Below are 25595 nucleotides of genomic sequence, written 5' to 3'. Positions count from 1 at the left end.
TCAGACCGTTGCGACGGGCAAGCGAGACGACGACACGAGTTCGGAGCGGCCATCGGCCACCCGGAGATAAATGCACTTCATCAGTTCGACGAACTCGGCGACCGATTCGCGGGCGATCGGGTTGTCCGGGTAGGCGACGGTGATGATGGTGCCGCCGGTACGCCGGTTCACCCACATACCGACCTGATTGGCCGCGCCCAGATCGGTGTAGATGTGCCCGTTCTGCGCATACCACTGGGACATGATGATCGGGTTCAGCGGCGGCAGGCCCACGTCGAGGTAGGACAGCATGGGCACACCGGCACCGGCCGGGCGGATCCGCGGGGCGGACTCCGACTCGGCGAGCTCGTAGACCCGCTCGATCGGCACGTTCGCCAGCGGCATTCCGGAGTCGAACGACTCCTGGGCGGCGCGGGCGACTTCGGCGAAGTTGCGGGCGGCGACGGGCACCGACAGCGGAACGACGCCGGTGAACCACCCGGTGGTCATGAACTCCGCCGGAGTGCTGCGCGTGGTCGTGGGGGTGATGACGTAGTAGTCGTCGTCACCGGTCAGCTGGCGGTGGGCGATCGCCGCGGCGGCGAACACACCACCGATGAAGCGGACACCGGCCGCGGTGCACGCCGACTCGAAGCGGTCCGACTCGTGATCGTCCATCAACTGGACTGTCAGCAGATCACCGCTGCAGTGCACCGACGGATCGCCCAGCGGCAGCGGGAACGTCGGCATGGTGCCGCCATTGCTCTCCAGGAAGTCCAGCCAGCCGCGAACGTCCGGCGAATCCATGGTCAGCTGCTCGGTGTACTCGTGCTGGCGCATGCAGTAGTCGCTGTAACTGCCGGCATCCGGCAGCCGCAGCGGGGCGCCACCGCCGGCCAGCGCCTCGTAGTTCATGTGCATTTCCACGAACAGCGCCATCATGAGCATCGCATCGGCGTGCAGGTGATCGACGCTGACGTAGAACGTGAAGTGGTCGGCGCGCTGGATGACACCGAACCGGAAGCAGTCCCACTGCAGCGGGCTCGGGGTGTCGAGCACGTGCATCTTCCACTGCGCGGAGCTCATCTCGCCGTGCTTGGTGGCGACGAACTGGATGTCGTTCGGGTTCTCCACGGTGTGGCGGATGACCTGGTCGGCGTCGTCGGAGGCGAACTCGAACCAGCTGTGGTACGTGTCGTGCCGGCGCAGGTAGGCGTTGATGACGAAGGTCATCGCCCGGACGTCGCACTTGCCCGGCATGTTCCACGCCGGAATCAGGAGCCGCGCCATCTCCAGGCCGTTGGCCGTGTGATTGCGGTAGCTACGGATGTGCTGGCCCTGCTGGTAGCTCGCAGGTACATCAGTGACCGGCGCGTCCTGAACCTTCTTCAGGCATGCCGGCGACGGGCTCCACGACACGACCGTGCCCGGCGCGTCAACCCAGTCATGGATTGCGGTAAGTGCAACCACTGTCAGATTCCCCTATCGACCCTATTAGTCAGCGTGCAGACGTGATGACGCCGGCAAGCGTTTCGCACAGGCTTTCGGCCAGCGACCGGACTGTCGTTATATCCATCGATCGAACGCGTATTCCCGTTTCAGTTTCGATACGAGTTCGCAGCTCGAGATTCCCCAGTGAGTCCAAACCGTACTCCGAAATCGGCCGGTCTGGGTCGATGGAGCGGCGCAGAATCAGGCTGAGCTGCTCGGATACCAGGCGGCGCACCCGGGTCGGCCACTCGTCGCGCGCCAAGTCGTGCAATTCGGCCCGGAAGCTGCTGGTGTCCGCCGGCCGGTCGCCACTGGCTTGGAACGCCTCGGCGAACGGGCTGCGCGCGGCCAGATCGGTCAGCCACGGCGTCCCGATGATCGGCGCGTAGCCGCTGTAGGCGCGATCGTGGCGCAGCAGCGCCTCGAACGCATGGGCGCCCTCGTCCGGGCTGATCATCGCGGTGTCGCCGGCGGCGGCCAGATGCTTGCCCGCACCGATCTCGTCCCACGCCGCCCACGCGATCGCGGTGGCGGGCAGCCCCTGCGACCGACGCCAGTGGGTGAATCCGTCCAGCCAGCTGTTGGCGGCCGCGTAGGCACCCTGTCCCGGCGAGCCCATCAGGGCGGCCGCCGAGGAGAACGAGCAGAACCAGTCCAGCGGCTGTGCCGTGGTGGCCCGATGCAGGTGCCAGGCGCCGTAGACCTTCGGGGCCCAGTCCCGGTCGATCAGCTCGTCGCTGATGTTGGTCAGGATGGCGTCCTCGACGACGGCGGCGGCGTGCAGGACACCGCGCACGGCCATGCCAGTCGCGGTGGCCACTTCGACCAGGCGGTCGACGGTCTCCGAGAGTGCGATGTCGCCGCTGACGACCTCGATCTCGGTGCCGGCGGCCCGCATGCGGGCGATTTCCGCCAGCGCTTCGGCCTTCGGCTCCGACCGCGAGTTCAGCACGATCCGGCCGCAGCCGGACCCGGCCATCTTCGACGCGAGGAACAAGCCAAGGCCGCCGAGACCGCCGGTGATGATGTACGAGCCGTCCCTGCGGAAGACCTTGGCCTGCTGCGGCGGCACGACCACATTGCTGTGGCCCACCTTCGGCACCGAGAGCAGCAGCTTGCCGGTGTGCTCGGCCGCGCCCATCACGCGGATGGCGGTGGCCGCGTCGGCCAGCGGGTAGTGCGTCGTTTCCGGTTGCGGCAGAACGCCCTCGGCGGTCAGCCGGTAGACGGTGCTCAGCAGGTCGCGGATCTGCTCGGGGTGCGTGGTGGCCATCAGCGCCAGGTCGACACCATAGAAGGACAGGTTGCGCCGGAACGGGTACAGCCCGAGCCGGGTGTCGCCGTAGATGTCCTTCTTGCCGATCTCGACGAACCGGCCGCCGAAGGCCAGCAGATCGACGCCGGCCCGCTGGGCGGCACCGGTCAGCGAGTTCAGCACGATGTCAACGCCGTAGCCGTCGGTGTCCCGGCGGATCTGATCGGCGAAGGAGGCGCTGCGCGAGTCGTAGACGTGGGTGATGCCCATGTCGCGCAGGATGTCGCGACGCTCCTCGGTACCGGCGGTGGCGAAGATCTCCGCCCCGGCGGCGCGCGCGATCGCGATCGCGGCCTGGCCAACACCACCGGTGGCGGAGTGGATCAGGACCTTGTCGCCGGACTTGATCCGGGCCAGGTCGTGCAGGCTGTACCAGGCGGTCGCCGACGCGGTGGACACGGCCGCGGCCTGATCGTCACGCAGGCCCGCGGGCAGCGTCACGGCCACATCGGCGTCGCAGGTAACGAACGTTCCCCAGCAGCCGTTGGGCGACATGCCGCCCACATGGTCGCCCACCCGGTGCGAGGTGACCTGCGGGCCGATCGCGGTGACCACACCGGCGAAGTCGATGCCCAGCTGCGGGTGCAGACCCTCGAAGCTCGGGTAGCGGCCGAAGGCGAGCAGGACGTCGGCGAAGTTGAGGCTCGACGCGGTGACCGCGACCTCGATCTGGCCCGGTCCCGGCGGGATGCGGTCGAACGCGGCCAATTCCAGCGTCTGCATATCGCCAGGGGTACGGATTTCCAGGCGCATGCCGTCGCGGGAATGGTCGACGACGGTGGTGTAGCGCTCCTCGGGCCGCAGCGGGCTGGGGTGCAGGTGCGCGGTGTACCACTGACCGTTGCGGAAGGCGGTCTCGTCTTCTTCCGAGCCCGTCAGCAGAACTCGGGCCAGCAGCTTGGAGTCGACATCGTCGTCGACGTCGATCTGGCTGGGGCGCAGCTGCGGGTACTCGGCGCCGACCACCCGCAGCAGGCCCCGAAGGCCGGCCTGCTCGAGGTTCGGCCGGTCGTCGGCCAGCACGGTCTGAGCGTTGCGGGTGATGACATAGAGACGCGGCGGCTCGCCGGCGGTGTCGGCCAGCTCACGGGCGATGCGCACCAGGTGACGTACGTGCTCTCCCCCGCGATGCGGCAGCTGCTCTTCGGGGCAGCCGTTGGCTGCGCCGCTGACGACGACGACGTTGGCGAAGCCGCCTTCGGTGAAGTACGACCCGAGCCGCTCGGCGTTGGCCGCGTGGTCGGCCTGATGCGGCCAGGACATCGTGGTCACGTCGGCGTCGTTCAGCTTGAGCGCGTCGGTGAGCGCCGAGGCCAGCAGATCGGCGACATCGGACGTGCTGACGACCAGCCACGTCGCGGAGGTCGTCTGGGTGATCTCGGCGACCTGGTTCTGGCGCCACTCGATGCCGAGCAGTCGTTCGTTGAGGACGCGATCACCCTCGTGGTCCTCGGACATCCCGGTGCCCATCCGCAGACCCTGGACGGTGAACAGCACCGTGCCGTAGTCGTCGAGCAGATCGATATCGGCCTCGACCGAAGAACCGTCCAGCGAGGTGACCCGGGTCAGGCAGTACCGCGCATTGCGGGTCGCGCCGTGCACCCGCAGGCGGTCCACGCCCAGCGGCAGCAGCAGTCCGCCGGTGCCGGAGGCCTGCACGCCCGGATGGGCCGCGACCGACTGGAAGCAGGCGTCCAGCAGCGCCGGGTGGACGCCGTAGGAGGTCTGCTGGTTGCGGATCGAGCTGGGCAGGCCGATCTCGGCCAGCACGGTGTCGGCGGTCTCGTCGGCGGCGTTCACGGCGACCAGCGCGGTGAACGCCGGGCCGAACTGCACGCCGCGACCGTCGAACCACTGCCGCACACCGTCGCCGTCGGCGCGGTTCGGATGGGCGTCGCGCAGCGCGTCGATGTCGTAGGTGTTCGGCTGGCCGGCGGCCTCGCCGGCGTGCAGCGCAGCGCTGGCGCGGCGCTCCCGCTCGCCGTCCAGGTCGGTCTCGACGACGAACTCGAGGACGCCGGAGCCGTCGGCCGCGGCGACCGCGCTGACCGGGGTCTCATCCTTGAGCAGCAGCATTGCCTCGAACGTGACGTTGCGGACCTCGGCGTCGTCACCGAAAACGGTGCGCGCGGCGGCGAGCGCCATTTCGCAGTACGCCGCACCGGGCAGCGCCGCGACGTTGTTGATCTGATGGTCGACGAGCCAGGGGTGTGCGCCGGTACCGACCTCGGCGGCCCAGGCGTGGCGCTCGGGCTCCTCCAGCAGTCGGACGTGCGAACCCAGCAGCGGGTGGGCAGCCACCAGGTGCGCGCCGCGCGCCTGATCGACGCCGTCGGCGATCAGCATCAGGCTGCGGTGCGTCCAGGTGGGCAGCGGTGCGTCGACCAGCCGGCCGACCGGGTAAAGAACCGAGAAATCCACCTGCGCGCCTGCCGAGTACAGGTCGCCGAGGAAATCACCCATGCCGTTGGGTACTTCCTGGCCGCGGCGCATGCCGGCCAGGGCCGCGACGCTGATGTCCAGCGTGCCCGCGGTCTGATCGATGGCACGGATCAGCAGCGGGTGCGGGGCCAGCTCGCCGAACACCCGGAAGCCGTCTTCCAGCGCCGTCTGCACGGCGGCCGAGAACCGAACCGTGTGGCGCAGGTTGTCCACCCAGTAGTCGGCATCGCAGTAGGGCTGCTCGCGGGGATCGAACGACGTCGCCGAGTAGAAGGGCACCTCGGGGGCCATCGGCGTGATGTCGGACAGCATGTCGGCGAGCTCGTCGAGAATCGGATCGACCTGCGGCGAGTGCGACGCCACGTCGACGTTGACCTCGCGGGCCATGATCTCGCGGGCCTCCCAGCCGGCGACGATTTTGCGGACGGTGTCGGTGGCGCCACCGATCACCGTCGACTTGGGCGATGCGACGACAGCGACGACCACGTCCTCGATGCCCTGCTGCTCGAGTTCTTCGCGGACCTGCTGGGCAGGCATCTCCACGGAGGCCATCGCGCCACCGCCGGCCAGTCGCAGGCACAGCAGCGAGCGACGGCAGATGACCTTGACGCCGTCCTCAAGGGACAGTGCGCCGGAAACGACGGCTGCGGCGACCTCACCCAGCGAGTGGCCGATGACCGCGCCGGGCTGCACACCGTAGGACTGCATGGTGGCCGCCATCGCGACCTGCACGGCGAAGATGGTCGGCTGCACCCGGTGGATGCCCTCGACGGTCTCCTCGGCGGTCATCGCCTCGGTGACCGAGAAGTTCGACTCGGCAGCGATCAGCGGCTCGATCTCGGCGATCTTGGCCGCGAACACCGGCTCGGTGGCCAGCAGCCCGGTACCCATCGAAGCCCACTGCGAGCCCTGCCCGGAGAAGATCCAGACCGGTCCGCGGTCGTCGTGACCGACGGCGGCCTGGTAGGGCTCGTCACCGCCGGCGACCTGGCGCAGTTGCTCGATCAGCGAGCCGCGATCCTCGGCGATGACCGAGGTGCGCATCGGGCGATGCCCGCGGCGGCGGCTCAGTGTGTAGCCCAGATCCGGCAGCGACAGCTCGTCGCCTGCAGTCTCGACCCAGTCCGCGAGATTCGCCGCGGTGTTGCGGAGTTCCTCGACCGACGTGGAGCACACCGGGAAGACCAGCAGATCCTTGCCCGCACGCTGGGCCTGGTCGGCGTCGACGACCAGGGGCGCCTCGGGGGCCTGCTCCAGGACCGCGTGCACATTGGTGCCGGACATGCCGTAGGACGAGACGCCCGCGCGGCGCGGGCCGTCTTCCTTCGGCCACGGGATGTTCTCGGTCGGGACGAACATCCCGGTCTTGACCTTGGCGTTCTTGTCGGACAGCCGGTTGAAGTGCAGGTTCTGGGGAATGACGCCGTGGTGCACCGCGAGGACGGCCTTCATCAGGCCGAGGACACCCGCCGCGGATTCGGCGTGGCCGAAGTTGCTCTTGACCGAGGTGAGAGCACAGGGGCCGGCGTTGCCGTAGACGGTCGAGATGCTGTTGAACTCGATCGTGTCCCCCACCGGCGTGCCGGTGCCGTGCGCCTCGACCATGCCAACGGTCGCGGGGTCGACGCCCGCGGCGGCCAGCGCGGCCTGGAAGACCGAAACCTGGGCGTCCCTGGACGGGGTCAGGATGTTCTCGGTGCGACCATCCTGGTTCGACGCGGTGCTCTTGATGACAGCCAGCACGCGGTCGCCGTCGCGCTGGGCGTCGTCGAGACGCTTGAGGACGACGACGCCGCAGCCCTCGGCGCGAACGAAGCCGTCGGCGGCGTCGTCGAACGAGTGGCAGCGACCGGTCGGCGACAGCATGCCCTGGCCCGAGGATGAGGCGTAGAGGCGCTTGTCCAGCATCAGCATCACGCCGCCGGCCAGCGCCATATCGCTCTCGCCGTCGTGCAGGCTGCGGACGGCCTGGTGCACCGCGACCAAACTCGACGAGCACGCGGTGTCCATGGTCACTGCGGGGCCGTGCAGACCGAGCGCGTGAGAGATGCGGCCCGACGCCATGCTGAACGGGGCGCCGGTGAAGGCGTAGGCCTGATCGAAGGCACCGGCGTCGCTGGTGACCATCGCGTAGTCGTCGTGGGACATCCCGATGAAGACACCGGTCGATGTGCCGGAGAGCGACGACGGCGTGAAGCCGGCCTGCTCGGCGGCTTCCCAGCAGGTCTCCAGCAGCACGCGGTGCTGCGGGTCCATCGCGGTGGCCTCGCGCTCGTTGATGCCGAAGAAATCGGGGTCGAAGCCGGTGACGTCGTCGATGAACGCACCCCACTTCGACACCGAGCGGCCGGGCACACCGGGCTCGGGGTCGTAGAGGTCGTCGGCGTCCCAGCGGTCGGCGGGAATCTCAGTGACCAGATCGGCACCCTCGAGCAGTGCCTCCCACAGCTTGTGGGGCGAGTCGATACCACCGGGCAATCTGCAGGCCATGCCGACAACGGCGATGGGGGTGACAGATGTCTGACGCACCGCTCACACCTCACTTCTTGACACTGGGCAAGGCAACCCGTTCCGACCATGCAGTGGTAACTACCCAGTCGACGTTGCCAATGTGCTCGGTAGCTTAGCCGTTTTTTGTTAAGACCGCGAGAAATGTTTCATGTTTTTGATTAGGGATTGAGCAATGTGACCTTTGGCCCTAACGTCGTGCCCGGTCAGGCCCATATCCGATTGCTGCGGTTCCCGTCGCGACGACCGGCGGGATCGCCGTTACGTTCTTGAGATGCCACATAAAAAACGCCTCTACCTGCATATTTGTTGAGAGTAGTTCGGCTACGCAATCGCCAGGAAGGCTTCCCCCGGCCCGCCCACGGTGGCGAGGAGGAAGTTGCAGAGTGTTTACCATCGCATTTGGGACACAAATTGGTATCAATGCGGATATAGCAAATAACGGTAATCGACCTGCCCAATGGCGTCGACGCGCTGCCCTGAATTGCATTGCTCTGGTAAATGGATAACGTCGAATACTGACATAAATGCGGCCCGAGCAGACCTCGTTCACGCTGCCATCCTGAGAGTTTCCGCAACATGGCCTCAGGGTCGCGTAACCCCATAGCCTGGGGTTATCATCTCCTCACACAGGAGATGGCTACTAAGCTGAGAGTAGGCTGAGATTTCAATATCGGCAATCGGCTAAACGTGATCCAGACCACATTTCTGATGGTATGGAGGCCTCGATTACCAGTTCGCCGATATTTCTCGCAGTGAGTCAGCAAACGCGACAGGATAAATGACCGGCTATTCGTGGATATTTGGCGAACTTTCCATCAGAGATGAACTTCGGGTTGGTTCACACGACGCCCCGTGACATTAATCACCCCAATAGCCGCGTCTTGTGAACTCCCTGTGAAAGTTTGCTGGAAGGCATTTGGCCAGGTCGCCGGCGCCGACGGGGAACCCCGCGACCAGGCAACACGCCGAACGAGAGCCATGCCAGCAAGGAGCCGGCACGAGCAACGAAAGGGCCGAATTACCCTGCGACAACCCCGGCAGACAAGGGCCCGAAGGGTGCACCGAACTCGGTGACGGGCTGGAAGCCACGCTTGCGAGCCGCCGCGGCACCACGTCGAATCAACGCCGCGGTGGCGACGAAACCGGCCTGATCGGCGACCACAAGCGGGGTCAACAAGCGGTTATGGACGAAACTGAACGACAATCCCGATTCCGGAATCGCCCAGCCCAGCGAACCGCCCAGCCCCACATGCCCGAAGCCGGGCAATACACCCGGGAGCGGCAGCGAGTGGTAACCCAGGTGGAACCCGAGCGGCATGATCAGATTGCGGTCCGGGGTCAGATTGCGGCGGCCGGTAAGGCCGGCGACCAGGTCCCGCGACAGGTAACGCTGGCCGTCGATCTCGCCGCCGTTGGCGATCGCGCCATACATGCGGGCCAGGCTGCGGGCGGTGGCGACACCGTTGGCCGCAGGGAGCTCACTATCAAGCAACGGCATGGCGCCCTGGACCGTCGCCCTCATGCCCGGGAAGTACATCGAACCGAAGATCGCCGACATCTCCCAGGCTGCGAGCCGGGGCGCGACAGTGTTGAAGAACGGGTTCGGGATGTTCAGCTGGGGTCCGATGATGCTCGCGGCCCGGGTCGGCGCACCGGCCGGCGGCCGGCCCAGGTGAATCCCGTCGGTGTTGAGCGGCGCGGCCACCTCGGTGCGGATCAGCTCGCGCATCCCCGTCCCGGTGACCGCTCGGGCCAGGCCGGACAGCAGCCAGCCGTAGGTGAGCGCGTGATACGCGGGCTTGCCGAAGTAGCGCCCGACCGGCGCTGCCGCGATGCGATCCTCCATGACCAGGTGGTCGAGCAGGTCCCGCGTGCGCACGCCGCGCAGGTGCGACAGTCCCGCGCGGTGCTGCATCACCTCACGAACGGTGATATCCGCCTTGCCGTTGGCACCGAACGCAGGCCAGTACTCGGCCATCGGCGCGTCGTAGTCGATCAGGCCGCGGTCGACGAGCCGGTGGATGACCGTCGAGGCCACGCCTTTGGTCGCCGAGAACACCATGGCCCCGGTATCGGCGGACCAGTGCTCCCGGCCCCGCCGGTCCGACCAGCCGGTCCACACGTCGACAACGGGCTCGCCATCGAGATAGACCGCCAGTGCACCGCCGCCGAAGCGCGGGTGCGGGAACATCGCCGCGAAGCTGCGCAGCGCGGAGGCGAAGTTCGGGTCAGCGGCACCCTGCACCCCATGGGGCAGTGTGTCGCGTTCACGCATCACCTGAGTCACAGATGGAAATTTAACCGGTCTAAGCACATCTGCAGCAAATTGTTGCCAAAACGTTAACTTGACTGGCGGCCCGTCAGGTTGACTGCTCGGCCTCGTCGAGGATTCGCTGGGCGGCCAGCGCGGGGGTGAGCTCGCCGTCGCGGACCTGGCGTTCGATCTCAGCCCGCTGCGCGCGCACGGCCGGGTGGCTCAGCACCCGGTCGAGGACGGCGTCACGCACCATCGACCAGGTCCAGTCGACTTGTTGTGCGCGGCGGCGGGCGTCGAACTCGCCGGCCTTGGTCAACAGGTCGCGATGGGCGAGAACGGTGTCCCATAGCTGCCGCAGGCCGGTGCCCTCGATCGCGCTCATCGTCAATACCGGTGGGCGCCAAAGGGTTTCGCGTGGGTAGATCAGCCGGATCGCCGCCGACAACTCGCGTGCGGCGGACTTGGCCTCGATCGCGTGCGCACCGTCGGCCTTGTTGACCACGACGATGTCGGCGAGCTCCAGCACCCCCTTTTTGATGCCCTGCAGCTGGTCGCCGGTACGCGCCAGGGTCAGGAACACGAAGGTGTCCACCATGTTGGAGACGGCCACTTCGGACTGCCCGACGCCGACGGTTTCCACCAGGATCACGTCGAATCCGGCGGCCTCGACGAGCACGATCGTCTCCCGGGTCGCCTTTGCCACGCCACCGAGGGTTCCCGACGTCGGTGACGGACGGATGTAGGCATCGTCATGTACGGCAAGCTTCGCCATGCGGGTTTTGTCCCCCAGGATCGAGCCGCCGGTGCGCGTCGACGACGGGTCGACGGCCAGCACCGCGACGCGGTGGCCCTGCTCGATGAGGTACATACCGAGCGCCTCGATCGTGGTCGACTTCCCCACTCCCGGCACCCCGGTGATACCGATGTGGAGAGCCTTCCCCGCATCGGGCATCAGCGCCAGCAGTAGACGCTGGGCCTGATCGCGGTGATCGGCACGGGTCGACTCCACCAGCGTGATGGCTCGCGACAGTGCCGAACGATCACCGGCGCGGATCGCCTCGGCCAGTACATCGACGTCGGCGGACATCAGGTGAGGTCGTAGCCGAGCCGCTCGGCGAGCTTGCGCAGTAGATCCCCCGCGGCATCGGCGATGACCGTGCCGGGCGGGAAGATCGCGGTGGCTCCGGCGGCGTATAGCTCGTCGAAGTCGCCGGGCGGGATGACACCGCCGACGACCACCATGATGTCGGGACGGCCCGCCTCGGCGAGTGCATCGCGCAGTGCCGGCACCAGCGTCAGGTGTCCAGCGGCCAGCGAGGACACCCCCACGACGTGGACGTCGTTGTCGGCGGCTTGCCGCGCGACCTCCTCCGGGGTGGAGAACAGCGAACCCACGTCGACGTCGAACCCGATATCGGCGAAGGCCGTCGCGATGACCTTCTGCCCCCGGTCATGACCGTCCTGACCCATCTTGGCCACCAGGATGCGCGGCCGGCGACCGTCGGCTTCGGCGAATTTCTCCACCAATTCGATTGCGGCACTCACATTCTGGGCCTTCCCGACCTCATCCCGATAGACGCCCGCGATGGTTCGGATCTCGGCCTGATGCCGGCCGTATACCTTCTCCAGCGCGTCGGAGATCTCACCGAGGGTGGCCTTGGCGCGCGCGGCGTTGATGGCCAGTGCCAGCAGGTTGTTGCCAAGACCGTCCTCGCCGGCAGTACCCGAAGCTTCTGCGGCACGGGAGAGTTCGGCCAGCGCCGCCTGGCAGGCCGCCTCGTCGCGCTCGGCGCGTAGCTGCGCCAGCTTGGCCAGTTGCTCGGTGCGCACCCGGCTGTTCTCGACCTTGAGGACCTCGATCTCTTGATCCTCGGTGACCTGGTACTTGTTCACCCCGATGAGGGGCTGGGCACCGGAGTCGATGCGTGCCTGGGTGCGTGCGGCGGCTTCCTCGATGCGCAGCTTCGGGATGCCCTCGCCAATGGCTTGAGCCATGCCGCCATGCTCGGCGACCTCGGCGATGTGCGCGCGGGCCTTCTCGGCCAGCTGGTGGGTCAGCCACTCCACGTAATAGGAGCCACCCCAGGGGTCGATCGGCCGGGTGGTGCCCGACTCCTGTTGCAACAACAGCTGGGTGTTGCGCGCGATGCGTGCGGAGAAGTCGGTGGGCAGCGCCAGTGCCTCGTCGAGTGCGTTGGTGTGCAGCGACTGCGTGTGCCCCTGGGTGGCGGCCATCGCCTCCACGCAGGTCCTCGCGACGTTGTTGAACGCATCCTGGGCGGTCAGTGACCAGCCCGAGGTCTGCGAATGGGTGCGCAGCGACAGCGATTTGGGATTCTTGGCGCCGAACTCGGCGACCAGTTCACTCCACAGCAGCCGGCCTGCGCGCAGCTTGGCGACCTCCATGAAGAAGTTCATGCCAATGCCCCAGAAGAAGGACAGCCGCGGCGCGAATTTGTCGACGTCGAGCCCGGCATCCCGGCCGGCCTTGAGGTACTCCACCCCGTCGGCCAGCGTGTAGGCGAGCTCGAGATCGGCTGTGGCTCCGGCTTCCTGGATGTGGTAGCCGGAGATCGAGATCGAGTTGAACTTCGGCATCTTGGCGCTGGTGTAGCCGAAGATGTCCGAGATGATCCGCATCGACGGCTTCGGCGGATAGATATAGGTGTTGCGGACCATGAACTCTTTGAGGATGTCGTTCTGGATGGTCCCGGCCAGCTTCTCCGGCGGCACCCCCTGCTCCTCGGCGGCGACCACGTACAGCGCCAGGATCGGCAGCACGGCGCCGTTCATCGTCATCGACACACTGACGGTGCTCAGGTCGATACCGTCGAACAGCTGGCGCATGTCCAGGATGGAATCGATTGCCACACCGGCCATTCCGACGTCGCCGGCGACCCGCGGATGATCGGAGTCGTAGCCGCGGTGGGTGGCCAGGTCGAAGGCAACCGACAGACCCTTCTGACCGGACGCCAGGTTGCGGCGGTAGAAGGCGTTGGATTCGGCGGCGGTGGAGAACCCGGCGTACTGCCGAATCGTCCACGGCTGGTTGACGTACATCGTCGGGTAGGGGCCGCGGATGAACGGCGGCTCGCCGGGGAAGCTGTCCAGCGGATATCCCGCGGCGGCGATGGCGTCGCGGTCGGCGCCGACGTACACCGGCTTGACGGCGATGCCCTCGGGGGTCTGCCACTCCAGCTGCTCGGCGGTGTAGCCGTGCGCCGACGCGGCCGCGGCGACATGCTCGGCGACGGCAGCTTCGGTCGGTGCGGCGGTCGCGCGGTCGCCGTGCAGCGGGACGTCGGCGAAGCTCGGTACGGTGCCAGTGGTGCTGGTTGTCATCAGGCCCCCAATCGGGTGAGCAGGGACGAAAGCGCTTCAACCGCATCGATTTTCGCGGTCAGGTAAGCGTCCGGCTTGTCCGCGGCGTCGGCGACCGCCTTCTCCGGGCCTGCCAGGTAGATCTGGGTCACGCCCGCGGCTCGCGCAGCGGCCACCACATCGGAGGCATCGGTGCCGTAGCGGGTGTCGGTGCCGCAGAGCACCGCCACCGAGGCACCGGCGTCGGCGATCGCGGCGGACGTCCCTGCGGCGTCGACGGTGCCTGGGTTGACCGCTTCGATCCCGCCGGAGGCCAGCAGGTTGACCGCGAACGTGGCCCGGATGTTGTTCTCGGCCAGCGGCCCCAGCGGGAGCAGCAGCACCAGGGGTCGTGCACCGGTGCGCTCCAGGTAGGCGTCGGACCGGTCGCGCAGCGCCTCGAACCCGGCCGCGTAGCGACGCACCGTTTCCGACGAACTGTAATGCGGCAGGGGCGGTTCGGACAGATTCGGGAACTCGTTGATACCGGTGAGCGCGGTGCGGCGGTGGGCGATGTCGTCGGCCCGGCGCACCCGGACCTCCTCGATCTGCTCGGCGATGTGATCGCGTGCGGCCACGAACCCACCCCGGGACTCGATGTCCTGGAAGTGCGACCATGCTTGAGCCGCAAGGTTCTTGGTGAGGTCCTCGACGTACCAGGAACCGCCCGCGGGATCGAGCACCCGCCCGATGTGTGACTCTTCGAGCAGCAGCAGCTGGGTGTTGCGTGCGATGCGGCGGGCGAAACTCGCACCGATCCCGGGGAACCCGTTCGGGATCGCCACGTCGAACGGCAGCACCGTCACGGTGTCCGCTCCCCCGACGCCGGCACCGAATGCGGCCAGCGTGGTACGGAGCATGTTCACCCAGGGATCGCGCTGGGTCATCATCGGCAGCGAGGTGACCGCGTGCACCGTCGCCGCCCCACTGTCCGGCTGACCGAGCACATCGGCGACCCGAGCCCAGAGTTGGCGGGCCACACGGAATTTGGCGATCGTCACGAACTGATCGTCATCGGCCACCAGCCGGAAACTGATCTGGCGCAGCGCGTCGGCGACGTCGATGCCCGCGTCGACGAGCGTCCGCACATAGTCGACGGCGGCGCCCAGCGCGCCGGCGAGCTCCCAGGCCGCATTGGCGCCGCGGTTGTGGAACGCAGGCCCGTCGACAGTGATCGCGCGTACCCCGGCGGTGCCGGCCAGGTTCGCCGCGACATGGGCGACATCCTCGACCGCCGCAGCGCTCAGCCCGCTCAGCGGGGCGGTGAGCGGGTCGGCGCCCAGGTCGATGGACATCGTTGCCCGCTGGGCGTCCTCAGCCCCGGCGACCAACGCCAGCACCGCCTCGGCGGCGGAATCGAACTGCGCCCCCGCATCGAGGATCACCGGCGCGAGCTCCAGGTAGACGCCTTCCAGAAGTCGATCCAGGTCGGCGGGGGCCACCCCGTTCTCCCCCACGCGCAGCACGAGCGCGCTGACCCCGTCACCGAGAGCGCTCAACACCGCGGCATTGCCGTCGGCGACGGCGCCGGTGAAGTCGGGTCCCGGGAACACCTCGGCGACCTTCCAGCCGGCCACGACATCGCGGCGGGCGTCGGCGCCGCGGACAAACGGCCAGGCGCCGGGCAGCGGCGGTTCCGGCAGAGCGTCGAGCGCGGTGTAGAGCGGCCGGACCGGAAACCCCTCATAGGTGGGCGAGTCCAGCAGCGTCTCGGGTTCGTCGGGCAGATCCGCCGGGTCACGCCGGCTGCTCTTGGCCAGCACACCGGCCACCGCGGTGCGCCAGCGGGCGCGACGCGCCTCTATCTCAACCGACACCTCTACCGACACCGGCAACTCCTGTTGTCGCAGCAAGTGGGCGCCCCTTCCGGGGCGCGCCATCAGACCATCAGGCTAAATGATGGCCTCATGCGTCACGCCGCCGAGTAGGCGGGCCCGTAATCTTGGTAGATGTGACCTCCAAGACCCGCAGCACACTGCGCAGCGTGAGCTCAGCGGTGGTCTCAACAGCCCGCCAGGTGTCCCGGACCCGCATTGCCGTCACCGCAATCGCCACTGTGATTCTCGTCGCAGTCGTGCTGCTGGTGCCGCTCCCAACGGCCCTGCAGCTGCGGGATTGGGCGACGTCGCTCGGGGCGTGGTTCCCGTTGGCCTTCTTGGGCGCGCACATCGTCGTCACCGTGTTTCCGTTCCCCCGCACCGCATTCACCCTGGCGGCCGGCCTGTTGTTCGGTCCCGGCCTGGGGGTGCTGATCGCCGTGGTCGCGAGCACCGTGAGCGCGCTGATCGCGTTGCTGCTGGTGCGGGCGCTGGGCTGGCAGCTCAGCAAGCTGGTCAGCCATCCCGCGGTGGAATCGGTGGACGCCCGGCTGCGCGCCCGCGGCTGGCAGGCGATCTTCTCGCTGCGGATGATTCCCGCCGTCCCGTTCTCGGTGCTCAACTACGCCGCCGGCGCCTCGGCTGTGCGCCCGCTGCCGTATTTGTGGGCGACGCTGGCCGGGCTGATTCCGGGGACCGCCGCGGTGGTGTTCCTCGGCGACGCACTGACCGGCAACATCAGCCCGTTGCTGATACTGGTGTCGGTGTGCACTGCGGCCGTCGGTGTGGCCGGGCTGGTGTACGAGGTGCGCGCGCATCGGCGCCACCACGACACGATCAGCGGCTGACCGACGGCCCCTGCACGGTCATCGCCGCATACAACGCCAGCAAGACCGTCGCCGGCACCGTGCTGGCCACGGAGTCCCGCACCCGCAGATGCGCACCGACGGCGAGGACGAAGTACACCGTCAGCATGAAGGTGGTCAGCCGCGCCAGCGCCGGAAAACGACGGGCCGCGAGCAGGCCGATCACCGACATTGCCTTGACCGTCGGGAGCACCGGCCGAAGTCGCTGCGGCACCTCGAGAGTGTCGAGCGACCGCTCGATGTAGGCCACCGGGATCCCGCACGCAACGGTGTCGAACGCCTGGAACGCGGCCAGCGCCGTGTAGGTACGCGGCGAGGTCAGGGCACCCATGAACTACTGGCCGGCGCCGTGCCGCGGCGGCCCTGGCGCGTATTGCGGGTCAGCCGGCGGCGCTTGCTGCTCGGACAGCGGCGGATAGGAACGCTGCGGCGGCGCAATGGCCTCCTGGGGCGGCGGCACCGGGGCCGCGCCGACCGGAGGTACCGAGGTGCGGGCCTCGGCCTCGGCCCTCGCCACGGCCTGCGCGATCGCGGGGTCGGTCTTGGTGTCGAACCAGTCGGCGACCTCTTCGGAGTCGTCGTCGGCCTTGGCCAGGTTCTCCTCCACCGGTGACGGCGTGTACCGGAACACGCCGTCGTCACCGGGCGCGCCGAGCATCTTGGTGAATCCCTGCAGCGCCGAACCGAAGTCGCTGGGAACCAACCACACCTTGTTGGCCTCACCCTTGGCCATCAGCGGCAGCGTCTGCAGGTACTGGTAGGCCAGCATCTCCGGGGTGGGCCGGCCCGCCTTGATGGCGGCGAACGTCTTCTCGATCGCCTTCGCCTGGCCCTGCGCCTGGAGGTAGGAGGCGGCGCGCTCGCCCTGAGCCCGCAGGATCCGGGATTGCCGGTCGGCCTCCGCAGCCAGGATCGCGGCCTGCTTGGCGCCCTCGGCGGACAGGATCTGGGCTTGTTTCTGGCCCTCGGCCTGCTTGATCGCGGCCTCCCGGCTGCCCTCGGCGGTCAGGATCATCGCGCGCTTCTCACGGTCGGCGCGCATCTGCTTTTCCATCGAGTCCTGGATGGACGGCGGCGGGTCGATGCTGCGCAGCTCGACGCGGGCCACCCGAAGGCCCCAGCGGCCGGTGGCCTCGTCGAGTACGCCGCGAAGCTGGCCGTTGATCTGGTCACGGCTGGTCAGCGTCTGCTCAAGGGTCATGCCACCGACCACGTTGCGCAGCGTGGTGGTGGTCAGCTGCTCGACGCCGACGATGTAGTTGCTGATCTGGTAGACCGCCGCCTGCGGGTTGGTGACCTGGAAATACACCACGGTGTCGATGTTGACGGTCAGGTTGTCCTCGGTGATCACCGGCTGCGGCGGAAAGGACACCACCCGCTCGCGCAGGTCGACCCGGGCACGGACCCTGTCCACGAACGGAACCAGCAGGGTCAGCTGACCGGAGACGGTCTTGCTGTAGCGCCCGAGCCGCTCGATGACGGCCGCCTCGGCCTGTGGGATCAGGGCGACGGACTTGGCGACGACGATGATCGCGAAGATCACCAGCACCGCCAGTAGGACTAGACCGGCTACTGCACCGTCCATGAAGGGTTCTCCTTACCCGTTCTTCCAGACGACCGCGGTCGCACCGTCGATGTGCATGACGGTGACGTGGTCGCCCGGCTCGTAGACATCGTCGTCGTTCAAGGGGCGCGCCGTCCAGACTTCGCCGTCGAGCTTCACCTGGCCTTCATGCTGTGCCACCCGGTCGAGCACCAGGGCGTTCTTGCCCTCCAGTGCCTTGACCGGTTCGAGCAGCCCCGCACCCGCGGTGAATTTGCGGCGCAGCGCGGGGCGCACCACCAACAGGAGCAGCACCGAAACCACCAGGAACACCGCACCGTCGGCCCAGACCGGCAAGTCCAGCAGCCAGCTCGACCCGGCGGCGGCCAGTGCGCCACCGGACAGCATCAGCAGGAACATATCGCCCGTCAGCGCCTCGGCACCGGCAAGGCCCAGGGCGAACACTAGCCAGATCAGTGCCGCGGGCATGCGTTCAGGGTATCGCGGCAAACCTCGGGGTGGTTGTGGAAAGCCGGTTCAAGGTGGAACCACTACACTGCGAGCATCATGTGGTGCCCGAGTGTTTCCCTGTCCCTGTGGGCCAATGCCTGGCTCGCCGGCCAAGCCGCGCCCGACGACGTCCTTGACGCGCTATCGGCTTGGGCACCAACGCATTCGGTGACCGCCTACGATTCGGTTGCGGCTGGTCATACCGGCCTGCCGTGGCCGGATGTCGACGATGCGGGTGCGGTGTCGCTGTTGCAGACACTGCGGACCGTCGCCGGCCGTTCGATCGATTCCAGGCCCCCGGCGATCAGCGTCGCGCTGCCGGTGCCCGGCGACGTGCGCGGCCTGGCGGCGGGCACCCAGTTCCAGCGTGACGCACTGGCTTCCGGTGAGGCGATCATCGTCACCAGCCCGACCGGCGACACCATCGGCCTGGTCCCTGATTTCGAGTACGACGATGTCGACGACGAGCTGCCCGACTGCGACCGGGTTCCCGAGCTGTGCGCGCTGTCGTGGACCGTGTACTCACTGCCTGCGGCTCCGGTGGTCGACCACCTCGATCTCGGCGAGGCCGAGTACACCTTGCGGTCAGCGGTGCGATCGGCCGCCGACGCGCTGGGCGCGCTGCAGCTCGGTGCCGCCGGCAGTATCGACGACCCACGCGGGCTCGTCGAGCAGGTGCTGGAAACCGGAAGGCACCACCGCGCCCCCGATCATGCTCCGACGCGGGCGCTTCGGGTGCTGGAGAACGCCGCGCACGTCGACGCGATCATCACCGTCAGTTCGGGATTGATGCCGATCGGCACCCAGAGCGCATCGGAGGCGCAGATCGCCAACGACGCGCTGCGGCCGCTGGCATCGATCGTGCGCTCGGCGCGGATCGCCGCGGTTACCGCGATCCTGCACTCGGCCTGGCACTGACCGCACACGCGGGCGTGCAGAACCGGCCGTCGATGCTGGCGCCGTAGCCCGGAACCGGCTGGGCGCCAACCACTCTCATGGGTTCGCTGCCATCGCGCGCCTCATCGACAAGGTCGAGGACCAACTGCGCGAAGCGGCGCTGCGCGTTGGGCGTCGACGCGCGCGCCAACGCGATCCCAAGGTCATCGGCCTGCTGACGCAATTCGTTGTCCAGGTCCCAGACCACCTCGATGTGGTCGGAGACGAACCCCACCGGGCAGACCAACACGGCCTCTGTACCCGATGCGGCCAGCGCCGAGAGATGCTCTCCGACATCGGGTTCCAACCACGGCACCTGCGGTGGTCCGGACCGGGACTGCCAGACCACGTCGTAGTCCGGGTAGCCGGCGGCGGCCGCCACCAGAGCCGCCGCGTAACGGACCTGACGGGCATAGAGATCCGGTCCGCAGCGGTCGGCGGCGCGTAGCGGTATCGAGTGGGCGGTGAACACCAGCCTGGCATTGGCGCGCAGCGAGTCCGGTAGCGTCGCGGCGGCATCCGCGACGGCGTCGGCGAACATCGCCACCAGGAGCGGATGATCGAAGAACTGCCGCAGCTTCACCAGTTCCGGGGCGCCGTCGCCGACGGCGTCACGAGCGCGGGCGATGTCCTCCTGGTACTGCGCGCAGCCGGAATAGCCGCCCCATGCCGAGGTGGCGAACACCGCGGCACGGCGCACGCCGTCGGAAGCCATTGCGGCAACGGTGTCTTCGACGAGCGGATGCCAGTTGCGGTTGCCGAAGTACACCGGCAGCTGCTCACCACGCTCGGCGAGTTCGGCGCGGATCTCGTCGATCAGGGCGCGGTTGATGGCGTTGATCGGAGACACCCCGCCGAAATGGAGGTAGTGCTCCGCGACCGCGGCCAGGCGCTCGGGCGGGATCCCCCGACCGCGAGTGACGTTCTCCAGGAACGGCATCACCTGTTCGGGGCCCTCCGGTCCGCCGAACGACAGGACCAGCAGCGCATCAAACATGGTGGGCTACAGCAACTGCGTGCTGGCGCCGCCGTCGGCGAAGATGATGGTGCCGGTGGTGGCCGGCAGCCAGTCCGACAGCAGGGCGCACACCGTCTTGGCGACCGGCGTGGGGTCCTTCATGTTCCAGCCCAGCGGCGCACGCTGATCCCAGCCCTCTTCGAGCAGCTTCATCTGGGCGCCGGCTTCTTCACCGAGTGCGCCACCGACGATGGCGCTCATCGCCAGGGTCCGGATCGGGCCCGCGGCAACGAGATTCGAGCGAACCCCGAACTGGCCGGCTTCACGGGCGACGAACCGGTTGACCGATTCGAGTGCGCTCTTGGCCACCGTCATCCAGTTGTAGGCCGGCATCGCGCGCGTCGGGTCGAAGTCCATGCCGACGATGCCGCCGCCGGAGTTCATCACGGGCAGCACGGCCTTGGCCAGCGAGGCGTACGAGAACGCCGAGATGTGGATGCCCTTGGCGACGTCCTCATAGGGTGCGTCGAAGAACGGGTTGATGCCCATGCCGGTCTGCGGCATGAATCCGATCGAGTGCACCACGCCATCGAGCTTGTTGCCCTCGCCGATCTCGGCGGTGACGCGCTCGGCCAGCGTCGAGAGGTGCTCCTCGTTCTGCACGTCGAGCTCCAGCAGCGGTGCCGGCTTGGGCAACCGGTCGGCGATGCGCTGGATCAGTTTCATCCGGTCGAAGCCGGTGAGCACCAGTTCGGCGCCCGCTTCCTGGGCCACCTTCGCGATGTGGAACGCGATCGACGAGTCGGTGATGATCCCCGTGACGAGGATGCGTTTGCCTTCGAGAATCCCTGTCATATCAGTCCTTATCTCTTAGTGGCCCATACCCATGCCGCCGTCGACGGGGATGACCGCCCCGGCGATGTAGCCGGCATCCTCGGACGCCAGGAAGCTGACCGCTCCGGCGACCTCCTCGGCCGTCCCTACCCGCTTGGCGGGGATGAAATCGAGCGCACCCTCCTGGATCCGCTCGTCGAGCGCGCGGGTCATCTCGGTGTCGATGTAGCCCGGGGCGACGACGTTGGCGGTGACGCCGGCCTTCGACATCTCGCGGGAGATCGACCGCGCCATACCGATCAGGCCGGCCTTGGCGGCGGCGTAGTTCGACTGATTGCCGATGCCCCACATCCCCGAGACCGATCCGATGAAGATGATCCGGCCGAACCGCTTGCGCTGCATGCTCCGCGAGGCCCGCTGGGCCACCCGGAACGCACCCGTCAGGTTGGCGTTGATGACGCTTTCGAAGCGCTCCTCGGTCATCCGGATCATGAACGCGTCCTGGGAGATGCCGGCATTGGACACCAGCACCTCGACCGGGCCCTGGTGCTCCTCGACCTCGGTGAAGGCGCGATCGACGGCCGCGCTGTCGGTGACGTCACACACGACGCCGAACAGCCCCTCGGGTGCACCGGAACCGCGGTGGGTGACCGCGACCTTGTGGCCATCGGCGGCCAGCCGCTGCGCGATCGCCAGGCCGATGCCCCGGTTTCCGCCGGTGACCAGTACAGAACGGGAGACAAACGCCGGCTTCCCGACTGGACTGTTAGTGGCAGTTTCACTCATTCACGCCAACTTAGTGCCTGCGGTTCCTCGCGCCGAAATCGACACGAGCGCGTCAGCCCGGCAGGCGACGGTTGACCAGCAGCGCGGCGAGTGCGGCGACGGCCAGTACCAGCGCGCCCAGCCGCAGCCAGCCGGTGCTGGCCTCACCCTTGATGGTCTCGTAGCCGATCTGGTCCTGCAGCGAGGTGAAGACCTCCTTGAGCTGCTCCAGGCTCGACGCGGTGTAGGCGTTGCCGCCGGAGAGTTCGGCGATCTTCTTGAGCATCTCGTCGTCGACCGGGACGGGCTGGCGCTGGTCGTTGATCTCGACATAGCCGTACGGCGTGCCGAACGACACCGTGGAGATCGGCACGCCCTGATCCTTGGCCGTGCGGGCGGCGGTGAACGCGCCCTTCGGGTTGTCCGGGTTGGACGGCACGGTTTCCTTGCCGTCGGACATCAGCACGATGCGGGCCGGCGGCGGGGTGTCGCCGCCACCGATGACGGCGCCGACGGTCGCGATGGCTTGCAGCGAGGTGAAGATCGCCTCGCCGGTCGCCGTGCGGTCGGCCAGTTGCAGCTTGTCGATCGCGTTCTTGGTGGCCTCGCGGTTGGTGGTCGGCGACACCAGCACGGTGGCCGTGCCGGCATAGGCGATCAGGCCCAGGTTGATGCCAGGGGTGAGCTGGTCGGCGAACTGCTTGGCGGCCTCCTGCGCGGCGGCCAGCCGGCTGGGCTCGACGTCGGTGGCGCGCATCGACTGCGAGACGTCGATGGTCAGCATCACCACGGCGCGGTTGCGCGGGATACGCACATCGTGGGTCGGTCCTGCCATCGCGATGGTGAGCAACACCAGCGAGGCGATCAGCAGGATGGCCGACAGGTGCCGCCACCGGGTGGGCCGTTTGGGCGCAACGCTTTCCAGCAGTTCCATGTTGGCGAAGCGCAGGATCCGCTTCTGCCTGGCGTACTGGACGACGACGTAGAGGCCGACCAGTCCGGCAATGACGAGCAGGAAAAGAAAGAACCACGGATGTTCGAAGCCGGATAGCGTCATCGGCCCGAGCAACGGGAAAGTCATTGGCGGCCCGCCATGGCGCCGCGTCGACGGGACGCGACGAACCGCACGATGTCGGCGATCCAGTCGCGGTCGGTGCGCAGGGTCATCATCGGCGCGCCGCAGCGGCGGAAGGTGCGCGCCACCTCCTCACGGTGCACCGTGGCGGCCCGGGCGAAGTCGTCGCGCAGCTGCTCGTCGATGGTGAACTCGCGGGTGGCCCCGGACTCGGTGTCCTGCAGGACCACGTCACCGACCGGGGGCAGTTCGACGTCGCGCGGGTCGAGGACCTCGATGCCGAGGACTTCGTGGCGGGCGGCGATCGCGCGCAGCTGACGCATCCAGGTGATCGGGCCGAGGAAGTCACTGATCACCACCGCCATGCCGCGGCGGCGCTCGGGCCGGCGCAGGGCGTCGATCGCGGCGGACAGATCTCCGCGCACTCCGGGCGGCGCCTTCGGCATGGTGGCGATGGTCCGCAGCATCGTCTGCTCGTGGTTGCGGCCGGACAGCGCCGGGACGCGGGTAATCTGGTCGCCGTTGGCGATGATCGCGCCGAGGCGGTTGCCGCCGCCGCTGTTCAGGTAGGTGATCGCCGCCGCCGCGGCCACCGCCAAGTCTCGCTTCTCGCAGCCGGTGGTGCCGAAGTCGAGGCTGGCCGACATGTCGACCACCAGCCACGTCTCCAGCTCGCGGTCGGCGATCATCTGCCGCACGTGCGGCACCTGCGTGCGCGCGGTGACCGACCAATCCATCCGGCGTACGTCGTCGCCCGGTTGGTAGATGCGCGAATCGCCTGGCTCGGAGCCGGGCCCGGGAATCAGGCCGAGATGGTCACCGTGCAGGACCCCGTCGAGCTTGCGCTTGATCGTCAGCTCAAGGGTGCGCAGCGCCGCCGAGAGCTTGGCGTCAGCGATCTCACCGCGTTGGAACGACGGCGGGTGGATGGTTCCCGAGTCGCTCACCGACCGTTGGCACCCGCCCCGGCGGGAACCACCGGCGGCACGGAATGTCCTTGCTGCGGAACGGCATTGACCTGAGGCATCGCAACCGTCTGCAGGATCCGGTTGATCACCGTCTCGGCCTTGATGTCATCGGCGAGCGCGTCGTAGGTCAGCACCAGGCGGTGGCGCAGCACGTCGGGGATCACGTCGATGACGTCCTGCGGGATGACGTAGTCGCGGCCACGCACCAGCGCCAGGGCGCGGGAGGCGGCGATGATGCCGAGCGACGCGCGCGGGGAGGCGCCGAACGCCACCCAGGACTTGACGTCGTTGAGGCCGAACTGCTCGGGCCGGCGGGTCGCGGTGACGACCCGGACCACGTAGTCCACCAGTGCGTGGTGGACGAAGTTGTTGGCGGCGACGTTCTGCAGTCGCAGCAGGTCGCCGGTCTCGAGGATCTGCTTGGGCTCCGGCGGGGTGACACCCATCCGGTAGATGATCTCGCGCTCTTCCTCGGGCGACGGGTAGTCCACGTTGATCTTGAACAGGAAGCGGTCGCGCTGGGCTTCCGGCAGCGGGTAGACGCCCTCGTTCTCGATCGGGTTCTGGGTCGCCATCACCAGGAACGGCTTGGGCAGCTCGTAGGTCTTGCCGCCGATGGAGATCTTGCGCTCGGCCATGACCTCCAGCAGAGCCGACTGCACCTTTGCCGGCGCGCGGTTGATCTCGTCGGCCAGCAGGAAGTTCACGACGACGGGCCCGAGTTCGATGTCGAACTCCTCGCGGCCCTGCCGGTAGATGCGGGTACCGATGATGTCGGTGGGCACCAGGTCGGGGGTGAACTGGATGCGGGCGAACGTGCCGCCGACCACCTTGGCGAAGGTCTCCACCGCCAGCGTCTTGGCGACGCCGGGGACACCTTCGAGCAGCACGTGGCCCTTGGCCAGCAGCCCGACCAGGATGCGCTCGACGAGCAGGTCCTGACCGACGATGATGCGCTTGACCTCGAAGACCGCCCGTTCCAGGGTGTTCAGATCGCTGGCCAGGCCGTTACCGCCGGACGACGGGGCGGCCGGGGCTCCGGCCGGTCCGGCAAACGCTCCGGGGCCTGCGGGCGACCCACCTGGTGACGTCATCGACTTCCTCCACAGCTGTTGGTTGTATCGGGCACCTCGGTACCCGCACACAACTATTCCAGGCGTTCTGGGATCCGTCGACGTGCCCCGTTCGCTGGCGCGTCGACGGGCGGCCGTCGAGTCGACCGATGCCGACGCGAAGCGAGGAGGAGGAGCGAGACAATTGGACGAAGCCTAGGTCTCGATGATGCGCGTCAGGTAGGGCGTCATGCCCGCGGTCCGGACCGGGCTGACGGTCACGTGACCGGCCGCCGACGACGCCTCGAGCATCTGCCCGTTGCCCAGATAAATGGTGACGTGCTGCTTCCCGCCCGGCCCGTAGAAGATCAGATCGCCGCGCTTGGCCTGTGACGGCGGGATGTGCCGACCGGCGTTGTACTGGTCGCCGGAGTACTTGGGAATCTGCACACCCACGCCCGCGAAGGCGTAGCGGGTGAAGCCCGAGCAGTCATAGCCGACCTTGCCTGCGTCCTCTTCCACGCCGGCGCTGGGTCCGTTGATCGCGCCGCCACCCCACGAATAGGGCACCCCCTGCTGGGAGGCGCCCCGGGCGATGACGTATTCGATGGCCTGCGGTCCGCGGACCCGGCTACCGGGCAGCGCGGACGGTGAGCCGCCGCCGAAACCCAAGCCGGCAAGGAATTTGCGACCCAGGTCCATGGTCGCCTGCGTGGCCTGCGCGGTGACTTGCAGCGAGGCGTTGGCCATGGCGACCGGATCACCGGGGGCACCCGCGCTCAGCAGCTTGGGCAGCGTCGGATCCCACTCGCCCGGATCGGCATTCGCCGGACTGGCAAAACCCATTGCCAGCGTCAGTGCCGTCAGGACCGTCCCGACGAAGAGCCGTCGAGAAGCATTGCGAGACATGGGAGCA

The 25595-nt window shown here is 67.9% G+C and carries 18 protein-coding genes; 2 read left to right on the top strand and 16 right to left on the bottom strand.

The genetic code is table 11. The features are described from left to right. The 6 genes from SLQ31_RS23095 to mutA form a co-directional block, all read right to left on the bottom strand. Positions 1 to 1449: a condensation domain-containing protein gene (locus SLQ31_RS23095; protein ID WP_319436442.1), complete on the bottom strand. Its 1449-nt coding sequence runs from the start codon at positions 1447 to 1449 to the stop codon at positions 1 to 3. Between the two features lie 28 nt (positions 1450 to 1477). Further along, a complete protein-coding gene (pks2, locus tag SLQ31_RS23090) occupies positions 1478 to 7756 on the bottom strand; it encodes a sulfolipid-1 biosynthesis phthioceranic/hydroxyphthioceranic acid synthase (protein ID WP_319436441.1) in 6279 nt (2092 codons plus the stop codon). Positions 7757 to 8756: 1000 nt separating this feature from the next. After that, a complete protein-coding gene (locus SLQ31_RS23085; protein ID WP_319436635.1) occupies positions 8757 to 10013 on the bottom strand; it encodes a serine hydrolase domain-containing protein in 1257 nt (418 codons plus the stop codon). Between the two features lie 85 nt (positions 10014 to 10098). Then, positions 10099 to 11082, bottom strand: coding sequence for a methylmalonyl Co-A mutase-associated GTPase MeaB (gene meaB, locus SLQ31_RS23080; protein WP_319436440.1), 984 nt, complete (start codon positions 11080 to 11082; stop codon positions 10099 to 10101). Next, on the bottom strand, positions 11082 to 13337 hold the full coding sequence (gene scpA, locus SLQ31_RS23075; protein WP_319436439.1) for a methylmalonyl-CoA mutase: 2256 nt from the start codon (positions 13335 to 13337) through the stop codon (positions 11082 to 11084). The genes meaB and scpA overlap by 1 nt, the downstream gene beginning before the upstream one ends. Beyond that, entirely contained in the window at positions 13337 to 15184 is a 1848-nt protein-coding gene (gene mutA, locus SLQ31_RS23070) for a methylmalonyl-CoA mutase small subunit (RefSeq protein ID WP_319436634.1), read from the bottom strand. Before mutA ends, scpA begins: the two co-directional genes overlap by 1 nt. Before the next feature lie 122 nt (positions 15185 to 15306). On the opposite strand from mutA, the gene SLQ31_RS23065 reads away from it, so the two are divergent. After that, positions 15307 to 16020, top strand: coding sequence for a TVP38/TMEM64 family protein (locus SLQ31_RS23065; RefSeq protein ID WP_319436438.1), 714 nt, complete (start codon positions 15307 to 15309; stop codon positions 16018 to 16020). Here the strand turns inward: SLQ31_RS23065 and SLQ31_RS23060 are convergent. The 3 genes from SLQ31_RS23060 to SLQ31_RS23050 are packed head-to-tail and all read right to left on the bottom strand — an operon-like array spanning position 16010 to position 18070. After that, positions 16010 to 16369 (bottom strand): DoxX family protein, encoded by a 360-nt coding sequence (locus SLQ31_RS23060; protein ID WP_319436437.1) that lies wholly within the window; start codon positions 16367 to 16369, stop codon positions 16010 to 16012. The two genes, SLQ31_RS23065 and SLQ31_RS23060, sit on opposite strands and share 11 nt — an antisense overlap. 3 nt (positions 16370 to 16372) lie before the next feature. Further along, positions 16373 to 17623, bottom strand: coding sequence for an SPFH domain-containing protein (locus SLQ31_RS23055; protein ID WP_319436436.1), 1251 nt, complete (start codon positions 17621 to 17623; stop codon positions 16373 to 16375). Positions 17624 to 17635: 12 nt separating this feature from the next. Then, the gene (locus SLQ31_RS23050) at positions 17636 to 18070 is read right to left on the bottom strand and encodes an NfeD family protein (protein WP_319436435.1); all 435 of its coding nucleotides are present in this window, start codon (positions 18068 to 18070) and stop codon (positions 17636 to 17638) included. Between the two features lie 78 nt (positions 18071 to 18148). On the opposite strand from SLQ31_RS23050, the gene SLQ31_RS23045 reads away from it, so the two are divergent. Next, entirely contained in the window at positions 18149 to 19009 is an 861-nt protein-coding gene (locus SLQ31_RS23045; protein WP_319436434.1) for a hypothetical protein, read from the top strand. On the opposite strand, the gene SLQ31_RS23040 is transcribed toward SLQ31_RS23045, so the two are convergent. From SLQ31_RS23040 to ripB, 7 genes are all read right to left on the bottom strand, one after another. Next, on the bottom strand, positions 18978 to 20024 hold the full coding sequence (locus SLQ31_RS23040; RefSeq protein ID WP_319436433.1) for a ferrochelatase: 1047 nt from the start codon (positions 20022 to 20024) through the stop codon (positions 18978 to 18980). The genes SLQ31_RS23045 and SLQ31_RS23040 overlap by 32 nt on opposite strands. Positions 20025 to 20030: 6 nt before the next feature. After that, positions 20031 to 20840 carry an NADH-dependent enoyl-ACP reductase InhA gene (gene inhA, locus SLQ31_RS23035; RefSeq protein ID WP_319436432.1) on the bottom strand — a complete coding sequence of 270 codons (810 nt, stop codon included), beginning with the start codon at positions 20838 to 20840 and terminating at the stop codon, positions 20031 to 20033. A 15-nt stretch (positions 20841 to 20855) separates the two neighbouring features. Continuing rightward, positions 20856 to 21605 (bottom strand): 3-oxoacyl-ACP reductase FabG1, encoded by a 750-nt coding sequence (gene fabG1, locus SLQ31_RS23030; RefSeq protein ID WP_319436431.1) that lies wholly within the window; start codon positions 21603 to 21605, stop codon positions 20856 to 20858. 52 nt (positions 21606 to 21657) lie between these two features. Further along, positions 21658 to 22665, bottom strand: a complete 1008-nt coding sequence (locus SLQ31_RS23025; RefSeq protein WP_319436430.1) for a VWA domain-containing protein — start codon at positions 22663 to 22665, stop codon at positions 21658 to 21660. Next, positions 22662 to 23606, bottom strand: a complete 945-nt coding sequence (locus tag SLQ31_RS23020; RefSeq protein WP_319436429.1) for a DUF58 domain-containing protein — start codon at positions 23604 to 23606, stop codon at positions 22662 to 22664. The genes SLQ31_RS23025 and SLQ31_RS23020 overlap by 4 nt, the downstream gene beginning before the upstream one ends. Next, a complete protein-coding gene (locus tag SLQ31_RS23015; protein WP_319436428.1) occupies positions 23603 to 24721 on the bottom strand; it encodes a MoxR family ATPase in 1119 nt (372 codons plus the stop codon). Before SLQ31_RS23015 ends, SLQ31_RS23020 begins: the two co-directional genes overlap by 4 nt. A 174-nt stretch (positions 24722 to 24895) precedes the next feature. Beyond that, on the bottom strand, positions 24896 to 25588 hold the full coding sequence (ripB, locus tag SLQ31_RS23010; protein ID WP_413642807.1) for an NlpC/P60 family peptidoglycan endopeptidase RipB: 693 nt from the start codon (positions 25586 to 25588) through the stop codon (positions 24896 to 24898). Between the last annotated feature and the right edge of the window lie 7 nt (positions 25589 to 25595).

It is taken from the genome of Mycobacterium sp. RTGN5 (assembly GCF_033804465.1).
Classification (GTDB): Bacteria; Actinomycetota; Actinomycetes; order Mycobacteriales; family Mycobacteriaceae; genus Mycobacterium.
Note: the sequence above shows the minus strand (reverse complement) of the source record. Positions and strands in the feature narration are given on the sequence as shown.